At 71.2% G+C, this 13,569-nt stretch carries 10 protein-coding genes; 6 read left to right on the top strand and 4 right to left on the bottom strand.

Going from position 1 to position 13,569, the window contains the following annotated elements:
• The first annotated feature begins 107 nt into the window (after nt 1-107).
• Nucleotides 108-1,760, top strand: coding sequence for a hypothetical protein (locus tag WMF34_RS15510; protein WP_437993749.1), 1,653 nt, complete (start codon nt 108-110; stop codon nt 1,758-1,760).
• A gap of 82 nt (nt 1,761-1,842) precedes the next feature.
• Here the strand turns inward: WMF34_RS15510 and WMF34_RS15505 are convergent, their stop codons facing one another.
• From WMF34_RS15505 to WMF34_RS15490, 4 genes are all read right to left on the bottom strand, one after another.
• Entirely contained in the window at nt 1,843-3,936 is a 2,094-nt protein-coding gene (locus tag WMF34_RS15505) for an ATP-dependent DNA helicase (RefSeq protein WP_012235601.1), read from the bottom strand.
• 10 nt (nt 3,937-3,946) lie between these two features.
• Complete coding sequence (locus WMF34_RS15500) at nt 3,947-4,372, bottom strand: hypothetical protein (RefSeq protein WP_012235600.1); 426 nt, start codon at nt 4,370-4,372, stop codon at nt 3,947-3,949.
• A gap of 127 nt (nt 4,373-4,499) precedes the next feature.
• A complete protein-coding gene (locus tag WMF34_RS15495) occupies nt 4,500-4,883 on the bottom strand; it encodes a PilZ domain-containing protein (protein ID WP_373372243.1) in 384 nt (127 codons plus the stop codon).
• A gap of 122 nt (nt 4,884-5,005) precedes the next feature.
• Nucleotides 5,006-5,515, bottom strand: coding sequence for a hypothetical protein (locus WMF34_RS15490; protein WP_012235598.1), 510 nt, complete (start codon nt 5,513-5,515; stop codon nt 5,006-5,008).
• A 129-nt stretch (nt 5,516-5,644) separates the two neighbouring features.
• Between WMF34_RS15490 and WMF34_RS15485 the strand changes: the two genes are divergently transcribed.
• The 5 genes from WMF34_RS15485 (at nt 5,645) to WMF34_RS15465 (ending at nt 13,554) form a co-directional block, all read left to right on the top strand.
• Nucleotides 5,645-7,462, top strand: coding sequence for a peptidylprolyl isomerase (locus tag WMF34_RS15485; RefSeq protein ID WP_012235597.1), 1,818 nt, complete (start codon nt 5,645-5,647; stop codon nt 7,460-7,462).
• Nucleotides 7,459-8,754, top strand: coding sequence for a M16 family metallopeptidase (locus WMF34_RS15480; RefSeq protein ID WP_012235596.1), 1,296 nt, complete (start codon nt 7,459-7,461; stop codon nt 8,752-8,754). Before WMF34_RS15485 ends, WMF34_RS15480 begins: the two co-directional genes overlap by 4 nt.
• 265 nt (nt 8,755-9,019) lie before the next feature.
• Nucleotides 9,020-10,132, top strand: a complete 1,113-nt coding sequence (locus WMF34_RS15475; protein ID WP_012235595.1) for an ArsR/SmtB family transcription factor — start codon at nt 9,020-9,022, stop codon at nt 10,130-10,132.
• Nucleotides 10,122-11,438 carry an adenosylhomocysteinase gene (gene ahcY / locus WMF34_RS15470; protein WP_012235594.1) on the top strand — a complete coding sequence of 439 codons (1,317 nt, stop codon included), beginning with the start codon at nt 10,122-10,124 and terminating at the stop codon, nt 11,436-11,438. The genes WMF34_RS15475 and ahcY overlap by 11 nt, the downstream gene beginning before the upstream one ends.
• A 46-nt stretch (nt 11,439-11,484) precedes the next feature.
• On the top strand, nt 11,485-13,554 hold the full coding sequence (locus WMF34_RS15465; RefSeq protein WP_437993748.1) for a bifunctional aldolase/short-chain dehydrogenase: 2,070 nt from the start codon (nt 11,485-11,487) through the stop codon (nt 13,552-13,554).
• Nucleotides 13,555-13,569 lie beyond the last annotated feature (15 nt).

Genomic DNA, 13,569 nt, shown 5'->3' with positions numbered 1-13,569 from the left:
AGTGCGCAATTTCGTTCGCACTGCGTCCGGGTGTTCGCACACCATCCTGTCCCGATTTACGCAGCTCGACGTTGTGGCTGTGACAATCGCGGTATCGTCGGCGCCCGATGAGCGACGAGCCCGTGACCGCAGTGGGGAGGAACGAGGAGGTGGGACACGACGAGTCCATCGAAGGCGACGAGCCGTCGGGAGCCGAGCGCCACAGCTCGCCGGCGCGCGATCTTCGAACCTGGCTCGCCGGCGCTCCCCTCCCCGCCTCGCTGGAGCTCACGCTCGGGCTGCTCGCGCCGATGGTGATCACGATCGCGGCCGCGCTCCGCGTCGCGAGCTTCACGATCGACGACGCATACATCTCGTTCCGGTACGCGGAGAACCTCGCGAACGGAAACGGGCTCGTTTACAACGTGGGCGAGCGCGTCGAGGGCTACACGAACTTCCTCTGGACGGTGCTCCTCGCCGCGGCGGTGAAGCTCGGCGCGGCGCCGGCGGCTGCGTCGAAGGTGCTCGGCGCCGCCTGCGCCGCAGGTGCGCTCGTCCCGACCTACCTCCTCTCCAGGCGGCTGCGTCCGTTCTCGAACGTGCCCTGCCTCGCGACGTGGCTGCTCGCGATGAGCGTCCTCTTCTCCGGCTACGCGGTGTTCGGGCTGGAGACGCCGCTGTTCCTCCTGCTCACGCTCGCGGGGACCGAGCTCTTCTTCCGCGAAGAGGACGCCGCCAGCGACGACAGCGACGCTCGACCCGCGCTCGTCTCCTCATGGTCCTCATGGTTCCCCTGGTCCGGCGCGGTGTTCGCGCTCGCCGCGCTCACCCGCCCGGAGGCGCCGCTGTTCCTCGGGCTGCTCGTCGTCTGGCACTCGGAGCAGGCGCTCTCGCGCCGGAGCGTGCTGCGCCTGGTCGCGTTCGCGCTCCCGGTCGCCGCGCACCTCGTGTGGCGGCACAGCTACTACGGCGCGTGGCTCCCGAACACGCTCGCCGCGAAGACGGGCGACTTCGCGCAGCAGATCCAGGGCGGAGGCGACTACGTCCGCAAGTACGCGCAGCACGCCGGCGCCTTCCTGTGGCTCGGGATCCTCTCGGTCGCCTCATCCATCGTCCACCGGCGCCGGAGCGGCCTCGCGATCGCGTCGATCGCGCTGCTGTTCGGCGTGTACGTCGTCGCGGTGGGCGGCGACTGGATGCCTTACTTCCGGTTCCTCGCGCCCGCGGAGCCGTTCGCGTTCCTGCTCGCCGACGACGCGGTCCGCGCGATCGCCGCGCGCCGCGAGCGCGTGGCGTCGCTCGCGATCGCGGCGTTCGGCGCGATCACGATCGCGACCCGCGCCGGCGAGCTCGTGCGGGCCCAGCGGAACCTCCTCGTCAACGACAAGGGCTTCTGGGACGACGCCGCAGGGCGCTCCGCGGAGTGGCTCGTCCAGAACGCGGAGCCTGGCCCCATCGCGCTCGCCGACATCGGCTACATCGGTTACCGCACGGGCTTCCCGGTCGTCGACATGCTCGGGCTGCTCAGCCCCGAGGTCTCCCGCCTGCCGGGCGCGTACACGCACAAGGTCGGGGCCGGCTACACCGACGCGATCTTCGCGAAGAACCCGCGTTACTTCTTGCTCATCTCCTCCGGGATCGACTGCAAGACCCCGACGGTGCCCTCCTCCCGCGCCTCGTACGAGGACCCCAGGTTCAAGGCGGACTACAGGCTCCGCCAGGTCATCGCCCTCCGGAGGGGCGGTGCCTGGTGCATCTACGGGAAGACGTCGTATCCCTGACGAGCGCTCCGGCGCGGCGCGCGCGTCGCCGCAGCGCGCGCCTCATCCCGCGCTTCGCCTCGCGGCTCCTCCACGCCGCGCCTCACGTCCGCGCCGGCGCTCCTCCTCGCTCCGCTTCCGCGTCGGCCGCGCGGGCCGCCCAGAAGGCGCGCACGTCCTCGATGCGGTCGGTCCGGCGTGCGTCGGGCAAGCTGTCGAGCAGCACGCGGCCATAGCCGCGCGTGCGGATCCTGCGGTCCAGGATCGCGACGATGCCACGATCGGTCCGCGCGCGGATCAGCCGGCCGAAGCCCTGCTTCAAGGTGATCGCGGCCTGCGGCACGCTGTAGGCGATGAACGGGTTGCCGCCGCCCTGCTCGATCGCCGTGCACCGGGCCGCGACGACGGGATCGGTCGGCACCGCGAACGGGAGCTTCTCGATGATCACGAGGCGCAGGGCCTCGCCGGGGACGTCCACCCCTTCCCAGAAGCTCATCGTCGCGACGAGCACCGCGTGCCGCTCTGCGCGGAAGCGGCGGAGCAGCGCGCCCTTCGGCGCGTCCCCCTGCACGAGCAGCGGGGCCTGCCGCCCCGGAGCGCCGCCGTCCGCGCGGGCCACCGCCGCGGCGCGCCCGAGCCGGACGCGGAGGGCCGCGGCGAGCGCGTTCATGGCGCGGATCGACGTGCAGAGGAGGAACGCGCCGCCGCCCGTGATGCCGATGAGCTCGGCCGCGCGATCGGCGGCCCGCTCGACGAACGCCGCGTCGGTCGCCTCGGGGAGGTCGCGCGGCGTGTAGAGCAGCGCGGCGGTCGGGTAGTCGAAGGGCGAAGGGACCTCGAGCTCGTCGACAGGGACCGACACGTCCTCGTCGAGGCCCATCCGCGAGCGGAGGAAGCGGAACCCCGCCCCGGCGGAGCCGCCCGTCGTCAGCGTGGCGCTCGTCAGCACCACGGCGCCGATCCGCTCGAAGACGTGCTCGCGCAGCATGTCCCCGAGATCGACCGGCGACGCGCCGAACGAGACGGCGCGGCCGCGCACCTCGACCCACGTGACCTGGTTCGTCGCGGGGTCGACGATCCGCGCCGCGTCGTCCCGCAGCTGCGCGGCGCGGTTGCCGACGAGCTGCACCGCCTCGCTGATCGCGTTCGCGCTCGCGTACGCCGCGAGCGCCTCGAGGTGGTCGTCGAGGCGGTGGTACGCGTCGAGCAGCTCGCCGGACCAGGCGTCCCTGGCGAGCGGGCTCCGGGCTTCGCCGCGATCCCCGCCGCCGGCGGCGCCGCCCAGCGACGCGAGCCGATCGAAGAGCGCGTCCGCGGACTCGCGCACCACGGCCGTGATCGCCGTCCCCTCGCCCCGCCCGAGGATGCGATCGGCGAGGCCCGACGCGATGAAGGCCCGGTCCGCGTCGCGCAGCATCGAGTCGACCCGCGCGCGAGAGACGCGGACGCCGAAGAAGCCCGTCGCGATGTCCTCGAGCTGGTGCGCCTCGTCGAAGATGACCGCATCGTACGGCGGGAGCGCGCCGGCGCCGGCGAAGCCGCGGCGCGCTCCGGCCATCTTCAGCGCGAGATCCGCGAAGAAGAGGTGGTGGTTGACGACGAGGAGGCGCGCCGCCTCGCTGTCGCGCTTCATCCGCGTGACGAAGCACCTCTCGAAGTACTCGCACGAGGCGCCGAGGCGCGTCTCGCTGGACGACGCGACCTCTCGCCAGAGCGGATCCCCCTCGGCGAGGTGGGCGAGCTCCGCGACGTCGCCCATCTCGGTCTCCTGCGCCCATGCCTCGATCAGCGGCAGCGAGCGCCCCGCGATCCCGGCGCCCGCGCCAGGGCTGGTCCGGAGCTCGCTGAAGCGCCGCAGGCACAGGTAGTTGCCGAGCCCCTTCACCAGCGCCGCGCGCGGATCCAGCCGGAGGTGCTCGGCCACGAGCGGCAGGTCCTTCGTGTAGATCTGGTCCTCGAGCGCCTTCGTCGCGGTCGAGACGACGACCTTGCGACCGCTCAGGATCGCGGGCACGAGGTAGGCGAGCGTCTTGCCCGTCCCGGTGCCCGCCTCGCAGAGGAGGATGCGGTCCTCCGCGAGCGCCCGCTCGACGGCGCTCGCCATCGCCACCTGCCCCTGTCGGTCCTCGTACCCGTCCAGGCCGCGCGCGAACGGGCCCGAGGGCCCGAGCAGGCTCGCGGCGCGGTCAAAGGGCATCGCGTACCGCTCACCGCGGCAGGGCAGTCTTCTCCAGCGAGAGGGCGAACCCCACCTCGCTGACGGCGAGCTCGAGCGACGCCACCCGCTTCTCGAAGTGGACCTCGCACCACGTATCGAGCGTCCGCTCGGCGTCGCCGGGGTCGCGGACGTGGCGGAGGGCGGCCTCGGCCTCGGTGTAGCCATGCGCCACGGCGGACTCGGCCATCCTGCGCGCCCGCTCGAAGAGCTGCTCGTCCGCCGCCCCCGGGAAGTCGTTGCGCTGGGCGCGCACGACGAACCCGACCCGCAGCGGCTCGGCGCCCACGACGATCCCCGAGTCCATGAGGAGGTTCTCCCGCACCCGCTCCGCGACCTGCACGGCGTCGCCCCGGGTGCGGTAGACCTCGAATCCGGCCTGGAGCAGGGCCTTCTTTATCTCCGCGGGTGTCGGCATCTTCCGCTGGTTTCCGGCTACCCCCAGCTGTCAGCAGGAACATCCATCGCAAAATTGCGGGTGCCTCGTCAAGCCGACAGCGCCGACCACGTGTGGCGCTCTGGCGCGCCGGCGCGCTCCTGTGGGCTCAGGAGCTCGATCGCGGCGACCTCGAGGGGCCTCCTTCCAGGCCCCCCAGACCGTTGATGCCCTCCCGATCCTCCAGACCATCGAGGAAACACACCCCGACGATCGATCCATCGGGCTCGTCCTGGACCCACATTATCCTACCTGGACGCGGGCTTCTGCCGTCGAGCCAGACCGTCAGCTCGGTACCGGGATCGAGTGAATTTTCTATCACCACCCTGAGCCCGCCGACGCTCACGTTCAGCGTCCAGCCGGCGACGGCGCGCTCGCCGGTCTCCAGGCGTACCCGCTCGCTCAGCTCGCGGCGTGGGCTCCTGCGACGGTTGGCCAGGAGCTCAGGTGGAATCTGGAGTGACGGGGGTGTGAGGGTTCTGCGTCGAATCACGAAAGAAAATTACAAGCACACGCCGTACCCGGGGACAGAAATGTGGGCTCCGGTCGATATTCAGTATGGACGGGAGCTGCGTCCTGCGCGGTGCACGAGGATCCGCCCCTTACGGCGGCCGCTCAGTGCGCGTCGGCGTGATCGGGCTGGTGGCCGGAGCCGTCGCTCGGCTCCTCGAAGACGGAGACGGGCTCGAGCAGGGAGAGCTGCTCGCGCTTGATGCCTACGCCCTTGTCGGAGAAGAAGAGGTCGTTCTCCTGAAGCCGCGAACGCACACGGGCGATGAACAGGATAGGCATGCCTGCCTGCGTGTAACCGAGCTGCACGAGCGTGCCCTTCGGCCAGTTGCCGCCGTCGAACGCGAGCTCCTTGCGAAGCGTGTAGAACCCTTCGGCGGGGAGGCGCTGCAGGGAGTCTGCCCACGTCGTGCCCCGGAACGCGACGGCAGGGCCGTGGAAGTGCCAGCGGTTGTGAACGTTGTGGTCGGGCGTCGTCACCGTCGGCAGACCGTTGTCCGAGTGGTTGTGGAAGGAGACGATGGTGCCAGCAGGCACCTTGTCCTCGTTTCCGGGGAGCGGCTTTGTCGTCAGGTAGAGGCCGCAATCGGGGAGGTGTGACTTCGAGCTTGCCATGGCATGTGCCCCTAGCCCCGCTCCCGACCGCCGTAAAGACACGCCGTCGACGCCGTGCTATGCCGCGCCAGGCCAAGGCGGGAGGCCGCTCGAAGAGCGAGCGGCGCACGCCCCGGGAGCGAACCCTTCGTGAACAGACTGAGCCAAATCTTCGGCGCCGCCATCATCATCGCGATCGCCGTCGTCTTCATCGTCCAGTTCCGCCCGAGCACGGGGCCCGTGCAGTCGGCCGGGAACACCTGTGCGGTCGAGGTCCGAGGCAGCTGCATCTCCTCGATCGACTTCAACGCGTCGAAGAACCTGCTCGCGATGCGGAGCCCCGACGAAAACCGCCTCCGGGCGATGGGCTACCGGCGGCTCACGGCGGAGGGGCTCTACGAGCGGTGGCTCCTCAACGAGGACGCGAAGCGCCTCGGGATCACCGTCTCGGACGACGAGCTCACGAGCGAGCTCGTGGCTGGCAGGGTGCATGTCTCGCTCCCGGCAGACAAGATCCGCCAGGTCGGTTACGCCCTCAGCCTCCGGGAAGACCTCATTCGCTACCTGGACGTCCGCAACCGGCAAACGAAGAAATTCGACAACAAGCAGTACGAGAAGCAAATCCGGAACATCACGAAGATGAGCCCCACGGACTTCCGCGAATACCAGCGGAAGGAGCTCATCGCCGCCCGGATGCGCGAGCTCATCCGGGCGCGGGTCCGGGTCGGCGAGAACGAGGCGTTCGAGCAGTTCTCGCGCGAGAAATCCACGAGGACGCTCGCCTATGTGCGCTTCGACCGGCGCTTCTACAGCGATCTCATCGTGGACACGTCGGAGAAGGCGATCCAGGCCTGGGCCGACAACAACAAAGAAGAGCTCGACAAGGCCTGGGAGGGGCGGAAGGCGCAGTATCAGCCCGAGTGCCGCGTCGCCCGAGTCCTCGCGGTCGAGGTGAGGCCCGAGGAGGCCGAGCAGGGGCCGGAGGCGGGCAAGGCCGCCGCGAAGGCGCGGATCGAGGGCGCGGTCCAGCGCCTCAAGAAGGGCGAGAGCTTCGCCGACGTGGCCCGCAGCGCGAGCGACGATCCGAGCGCGGCGCGCGGCGGCGAGCTCGGATGCGTGGCCAAGGGGCGCCTGAGCAAGCCTGTCGAGGACAAGCTCTTCGAGATGAAGGCGGGCGACGTGTCGGACCTCATCGAGACCGAGGACGGCTTCCACGTGATCAAGCTCGAGCAGATCGCGAAGGACGCCGAGGCCGAGAAGATCGGCCGGCAGGAGACGGCGCGCGACCTCTACATCGCCCATGAGTCGGAGCGGCTCGCGGCCGAGGCCGCGAAGCAGGTGCTCGCCGCCGCCGCGGGCGGCAAGTCGCTGGAGGACGCGCTCGCCGCGTACATGGCCCAGCTCACGCCGGCGAACTCGAAGGAGAAGGCGAGCGCGAAGGAGGGTGGCGCCGCGCCGGGCGCGAAGGCTGGCGGCGGGGCCGCCGCAGGGAAGCAGGACGGCGACAAGGACGCGGGCGCGAAGGAGGGTGGCCAGGCCGAGGCGCGGGCTCCCTACACGATCGCGACGCACCCGAACCGGCCCACCGTCGAGACGAGCCTGCCGTTCAACGTCTCCGGCTCGCCCATCGCCGACGCGAGGGACAGCACCGAGGCCGCGCGCATCGCCTTCCAGCTCGACAAGCCGGGCGACCTGCCCAAGGACGTCGTGGCGCTGGCGAACGGTTATGCGGTGATCCAGCTCAAGGAGAAGACCTCCGCGAGCCAGGAGCAGTGGGACAAGGATCGCGAGTTCTACACGTCGGCCATGCGCGCCGCGAAGCAGAACGACGCGCTCATCGGGTACGTGCGCCGGCTGAAGTCGACGATCGGCAGCGAGGTGAAGTACGACCAGAACCTCCTCAAGGAGTCCAGGCCAGCCGAGGACGGCTCCGGCGAGCCGCCGCTGCCGCTCGAAGAGGGGGAATGACGTCGCTCCCCCTGCGTGACGCGCGCGACGTCGTCCTCTCGAACGGCCTCAAGGTCGTCCTCGTCCCGCAACCGCACGTCCACCGGGCGGTCGCCTCGCTCTACCTGCGCGTCGGCTCGCGGTTCGAGAGCCAGCAGAACAACGGGATCTCTCACTTCCTGGAGCACATGGTGTTCCGGGGGACGCCGACGCTGCCGACCGCGCACGCGCAGGCGCTCGCCTTCGAGCGCCTCGGAGGGACGCTCTACGCGGCGACCCACGTCGACCACGGCGTGATGAGCATCTCCGTGCCGCCGACGAACCTGGAGCCGGTGCTCGCCCTGCTGGGCGAGGTGACGACGTCGCCCCGCTTCACCGCGATCGAGGTCGAGCGCGGCATCGTGCGCGAGGAGATCCTCGAGGACCTCGACGACGAGGGGCGCGACATCGACGCGGACAACAACGCGCGCGCGCTCATGTACGAGCGACACCCGCTCGGGTTCACCATCACGGGCGACATCGAGGCGCTCGATCGCTTCGACGAGCCGATGCTGCGCGCCCACCACGCCCGGCACTACACGACGGCGAACGCGGTGCTCTGCCTCGCGGGGCGGCTCGATCCCGAGGCGTGCGCGCGGGTCGCCGAGCGGCACTTCGGCGCCATGCCGCGCGGCGAGCAGGTGCCCGCCGCGCCCCCGCCCAACGGGCAGAAGAAGCCGAGGTTCCGCTTCATCGAGAACCAGTCGAGCCAGACCGATCTGCGGATCGCGTTCCGGGGCGTGAGCGAGCGCGATCCGCGCGAGCCCGCCGTGGAGATGCTGCTCCGCGTCCTCGACGACGGCATGTCGACGCGGCTGTACGAGCGGATCTGCGATCGGCTGGGCCTCTGCTACGACGTGTCGGGGATGTTCGAGGCCTACGAGGACGACGGGGTCGTCGACATCGCCGCGGGCGTCCAGCACGACCGCGCGACCGTGGTGGTCCGGGAGATCTTCGCGTTGCTCCGCGAGCTCGCCGAGGTCGGCCCGCGCGAGGACGAGCTCGCCAAGGCGCGCGACCGCCACCTCTGGTCGGTGGAGGCAATGCTCGACGACGCCGAGGCGACCGCCGGCTTCCATGGGCTCGCCGCGCTCGCCGACATCACGCGCACCCCGGAGGCGCGGCACGAGGAGCTCGCCCGCGTCAGCGTCGCCGACGTGCGCGACGCCGCGCGCGCGCTGTTCCGGCCGGAGCGCCTCACCGTGGTGGCCGTGGGCCTGCTCCGCTCCTCGGAAGAGGCGAAGCTGGAGAAGGCCGTCCGCTCGTTCGGTTGACCCGGCGCGAGCCAAGCGCCGCGGCGCACCACGACAGCGGCGATCGCAAGGAAGCGGAAGGAGCCCCGTGCGCGGGCAGCCATTGAAGGGCGCCCGCCGTGCGCACGGCCGGCCACGGCTGCCCGCTGCAGGGGAGCCTTCCTCGGCGTGCGATCCCGGGTGCCCAGGCACACGTGTCGGCCGGGGCTTTCGCGGCGAATCGGGCGCGTTCAGGGCCTTGCTCAAACTATTTGCATCTATGCGCATCAACACATATACATGACCCATGGTCTCGGTCGCAGAGACGCCGGCTCAACCGGAGGAGGCGGTGGCGCGGTGCGAGCTGTACCGGCTGCTGGCGGATCCGGTGCGGGTGCGGCTCCTCGGCCTGGCCGCGGCGGAGGAGCTCGCCGTCGGAGAGCTGGCCGAGCTGCTCCGCGAGGGCCAGCCGAAGATCTCGCGCCACGCGGCCGCGCTCCGTGAAGCGGGGATCCTGCTCGCCAGGCGCCAGGGGACGTGGACGCTGCTCCGCCTGGATCCGCGCGCGACGACCGATCCCGTGGTCGACGACGCGGTGCGCGCGGGCCAGCGCGCGTGCGCGGCGGACGGGACGCTCGCGCGCGTCGAGGAGGTGCTGGCCGCGCGCGACGCCGAGACGCGCGAGTTCTTCGCGCGCGGCGGGCGGCCGTTGCGCCCGGGGCCGCCGGCCGAGCTCGCCGCCTACCTCGCGGCGCTCGCGCCGCTCCTGCCCCATCGGCGGCTGGCGGTCGACGCGGGCACCGGCGACGGGGCGCTGCTCGAGGTGCTGTCGCCCGTCTTCGATCGCGTCGTCGCGCTCGATCGCGCGAGCGCGCAGCTGCAGCTCGCCGGGGAGCGCCTGCGGCGGCGCAGCCTCGAGAACGTCGAGCTGGTGTGCGGCGAGATCGACGGGCCCGAGGTGATCCGGGCCGTGGCGCGCGCGCTCGGCGGCGATCCTCCGGAGGCCGGCGAGGCCCTCTCCGGGGGCGCCGACGTCGTCTTCGCGGCGCGCGTGCTGCACCACGCGCCTCAGCCGGCGAAGGCGATGCGCGCGCTCGTCGAGCTCGCGCGCCCGGCCGCGCCCGGAGGCGGCGACGGCGCTCACGCCCGCGGGGGCGCGGTGTGCGTGCTCGATTACGAGGCGCACCACGATCAGGCCCTCCGGGAGCAGGAGGCGGACATCTGGCTCGGCTTCTCGCCGGGCGACCTCCGAGGCCTCGCCGAGGAGGCCGGGCTCTCCGGCGTCGAGCTCCGGCGGCTGCCGTCCGCATGGCAGGGCGAAGGCCCGGATCGACACCTGGTTTGGCAGCTGCTCGTCGGCTGGCGCGGCGCGCGCACAAGCGCATTCACCGAAAAGGCAAAGGGACACCATGACTGCTGAGAAGAAGCTCTCCTACAAGGTCGCCGACATCACGCTCGCGGACTGGGGTCGCAAGGAGATCCGCATCGCCGAGAAGGAGATGCCCGGGCTGATGGCGCTCAGGGCGGAGTACGGCCCGACGCAGCCGCTCAAGGGCGCGCGCGTCGCCGGCTGCCTCCACATGACGATCCAGACCGCGGTGCTGATCGAGACGCTGGTGGCCCTCGGCGCGGAGGTCACCTGGACGAGCTGCAACATCTACTCGACGCAGGACCACGCGGCGGCGGCGATCGCGGCGGCCGGCATCCCGGTCTTCGCGTGGAAGGGCGAGACCCTCGAGGAGTACGACTGGTGCATCGAGCAGCAGCTCTACGCCTTCAAGGGCGGCAAGGGGCCCAACATGATCCTCGATGACGGCGGCGATCTCACGATCGTCGCCCACGAGAAGCACCCGGAGCTCTTCACCGGCGCCGACCCGATCCGCGGGCTCTCCGAGGAGACGACGACCGGCGTGCACCGGCTCTACGAGATGCACCGCGCGGGCAAGCTGAAGGTGCCCGCGATCAACGTCAACGACTCGGTGACCAAGAGCAAATTCGACAACCTCTACGGTTGCCGCGAGTCGCTGGGCGACGGGATCAAGCGGGCCACCGACGTGATGTTCGCCGGCAAGGTCGCCGTCGTGTGCGGCTACGGCGACGTCGGCAAGGGGTGCGCGCAGTCGCTGCGCGGCCTGGGGGCGCGCGTGATCATCACCGAGATCGACCCGATCTGCGCGCTGCAGGCGGCGATGGAGGGCTACGAGGTGAAGCGCCTCGAGACCGTCGCCCCGGTCGGCGACATCTTCGTCACGGCGACCGGCTGCGCCGACGTCGTCCGGGCGGAGCACATGCTCGCGATGAAGGACGAGGCGATCCTCTGCAACATCGGGCACTTCGACTCGGAGATCCAGATCGCGTGGCTCGAGAAGAACCCCGAGATCAAGGAGGAGAACATCAAGCCGCAGGTCGATCACTTCATCTTCCCGGACGGCAAGCGGCTGATCGTCCTCGCGCGCGGCCGGCTCGTGAACCTCGGGTGCGCCACCGGCCACCCGTCGTTCGTGATGTCGACCTCGTTCTCCAACCAGGTCCTCGCGCAGATCGCCCTGTGGACCGAGAAGCACACGATCGGCGTCCACCTGCTGCCGAAGAAGCTCGACGAGAAGGTCGCGGCGCTGCACCTGCCGAAGCTCGGGGTCGAGCTGACCCAGCTCACGACGGAGCAGGCGAAGTACCTGGGCGTCCCCGCCGAGGGCCCCTTCAAGGCCGAGAACTACCGCTACTGAGCGGCGGGCTTTCGGCGCCTCCGCCGCTGGGGTAGGCGGCCGATCGATGGATCCTCGCCACAGCAAGGACGAAGCCCAGCGCCACCTCGACACCTACGCCTCGACCTGGGGCGAGGATCTCGCCCTCCGCGTCTACACCTCCCGCCTGCTCGGCGCCGATCCGTCGCTCGTCCTCCACGGCGGCGGGAACACGAGCGTCAAGAGCACGGCCGTCGACCTGCTCGGCGATCGCGTCGACGTGCTCTTCATCAAGGGCAGCGGGTGGGACCTCGCGACCATCGAGCCGCGCGGCTTCCCGGCGTGCCGCCTCGCGCCGCTCCAGCGCGCTTGCGCGCTCGAGGCGATGACCGACGAGCAGATGGTCGCGCTGCTGCGCGGCCAGATGCTGGATCCGGCGAGCCCGACGCCGTCGGTCGAGGCGCTGCTGCACGCGATCATCCCCGCGAAGTTCGTCGATCACACGCACGCGGACGCGGTGCTCGCGGTCATCGATCAGCCCGGCTCGGCCGAGGTCGTCCAGGCGATCTACGGGGACGGCGCGCTCTTCGTGCCGTACGTCATGCCGGGCTTCGCGCTCGCCCGCCGCGTCGCCGAGCTCGTCCGGGAGCGCCTCGCACACGGGGCGCTCCCGTCGCTGATGATCCTCGACAAGCACGGCGTCTTCACGTGGGGAGACACCGCCGAGGAGAGCTACACGCGCATGATCGACGCCGTGACGCGCGCCGAGCATTACATCGCCGAGCGCAGCGTGATCGTCTCGCACCCCACGGTCGTGGCGGATCCGGACCTCCGGGCCGCCATCGGGCCGGTCGTCCGCGGAGCGCTCGCCCGCGCGTCGGGGCGCCCCTGGGTCTCTACGCTCCGCACCGGCCTGGAGCTGCTCGCGTTCTGCGCGCGCGACGATCTGGCCAGGGTCTCGCAGATCGGCTGCGCCACGCCGGATCACGTCATCCGCACCAAGGCGCGGCCGCTCGTCATCCACGGCCACGACATCGCCGACACGGCGCGCTTCCGCGCGACCGTCGAGCAGGCCATCGCGAGGTACGTGGACGAGTACCACGAGTACTTCCGCCGCTCCTGCGCGGCGCGTGGCGTCGTTCGCGACGAGCTCGATCCGTTCCCGCGGGTGCTGCTGTTCCCCGGGGCGGGCGCGCTGTGCGTGGGCGGCTCCCGCGCCGAGGCCGAGATCGTCGCGGACGTCTACGCCCATACCGTCTCCGTGATCGAGGCCGCCGAGGCGCTCGGCGGGTACCAGCCGGTCCCCGAGCTCGATCTCTTCGACATGGAGTACTGGAGCCTCGAGCAGGCGAAGCTGAAGCTCGGCGCAGGCCAGCGGGGCCCGCTCGATCGGCGGATCGCGCTGATCACCGGCGCCGCCTCGGGGATCGGCCGCGCGACGGCGGCGGCGTTCCTCGCCGCGGGGGCGCACGTGGTGCTGGCGGATCGCGACGAGGAGTCGCTCGAGAAGGCCGCCGCCGAGCTCGGGGGCCGCTACCGCGGCCGCTGCATGAAGGTCGCCTGCGACGTGCGCAGCGAGGCGAGCGTGCACCGCGCGTTCGCGCAGAGCGCGGCGCACTTCGGCGGCGTCGACGTCGTCGTGTCGAACGCCGGCCGCGCGTTCTCTGGAGCCCTCCACACGTCCGAGGGGCACGAGGCCCTGTGCGCGTCGCTCGAGCTGAACCTGCTCGGCCACCAGAACGTCGCCCGCGCGGCGGCGCGGGTGCTGCTCGCGCAGGGCTCAGGCGGCGCGATCCTGTTCAACGCGTCGAAGAGCGCGTTCAACCAGGGGCCCGATTTCGGCCCCTACGGCGTCGCCAAGGCGGCGCTCGTCTCGCTGATGCGCCAGTACGCCGTGGACCTCGGACCTCAGGGCATCCGGGCCAACGCCGTGAACGCCGACCGGATCCGCACCGCGCTCTTCGGCGCCGGCTTGCTGGAGGCGCGCGCCCACGCCCGCAACGTCTCGGTCGACGACTACTTCCGCGACAACCTGCTCCGGCGCGAGACCACCGCGGCGGACGTGGCGCAGGCCTTCCTCTATCTCGCGACCGCCGAGGCCACGACGGGCTGCGTCGTGACCGTCGACGGCGGGAACGCCGCCGCTTTCCCGCGCTGAGCCGCTCGGCTCAGA

Source organism: Sorangium sp. So ce145, assembly GCF_051525985.1.
In the GTDB taxonomy this organism is placed as follows: Bacteria; Myxococcota_A; Polyangia; order Polyangiales; family Polyangiaceae; genus Sorangium; species Sorangium cellulosum_B.
The sequence above is the reverse complement of the archived record's forward strand: the minus strand, read 5'-3'. Positions and strand labels throughout refer to the sequence as shown.

Coding starts and splice junctions, on each gene's coding strand:
- ahcY (WP_012235594.1), top strand. CDS start 10,122: ATGACTGCTGAGAAGAAGCTCTCCTACAAGGTCGCCGACATCACGCTC.
- WMF34_RS15465 (WP_437993748.1), top strand. CDS start 11,485: ATGGATCCTCGCCACAGCAAGGACGAAGCCCAGCGCCACCTCGACACC.
- WMF34_RS15510 (WP_437993749.1), top strand. CDS start 108: ATGAGCGACGAGCCCGTGACCGCAGTGGGGAGGAACGAGGAGGTGGGA.
- WMF34_RS15500 (WP_012235600.1), bottom strand. CDS start 4,372: ATGCCGACACCCGCGGAGATAAAGAAGGCCCTGCTCCAGGCCGGATTC.
- WMF34_RS15490 (WP_012235598.1), bottom strand. CDS start 5,515: ATGGCAAGCTCGAAGTCACACCTCCCCGATTGCGGCCTCTACCTGACG.
- WMF34_RS15475 (WP_012235595.1), top strand. CDS start 9,020: ATGGTCTCGGTCGCAGAGACGCCGGCTCAACCGGAGGAGGCGGTGGCG.
- WMF34_RS15480 (WP_012235596.1), top strand. CDS start 7,459: ATGACGTCGCTCCCCCTGCGTGACGCGCGCGACGTCGTCCTCTCGAAC.
- WMF34_RS15505 (WP_012235601.1), bottom strand. CDS start 3,936: ATGCCCTTTGACCGCGCCGCGAGCCTGCTCGGGCCCTCGGGCCCGTTC.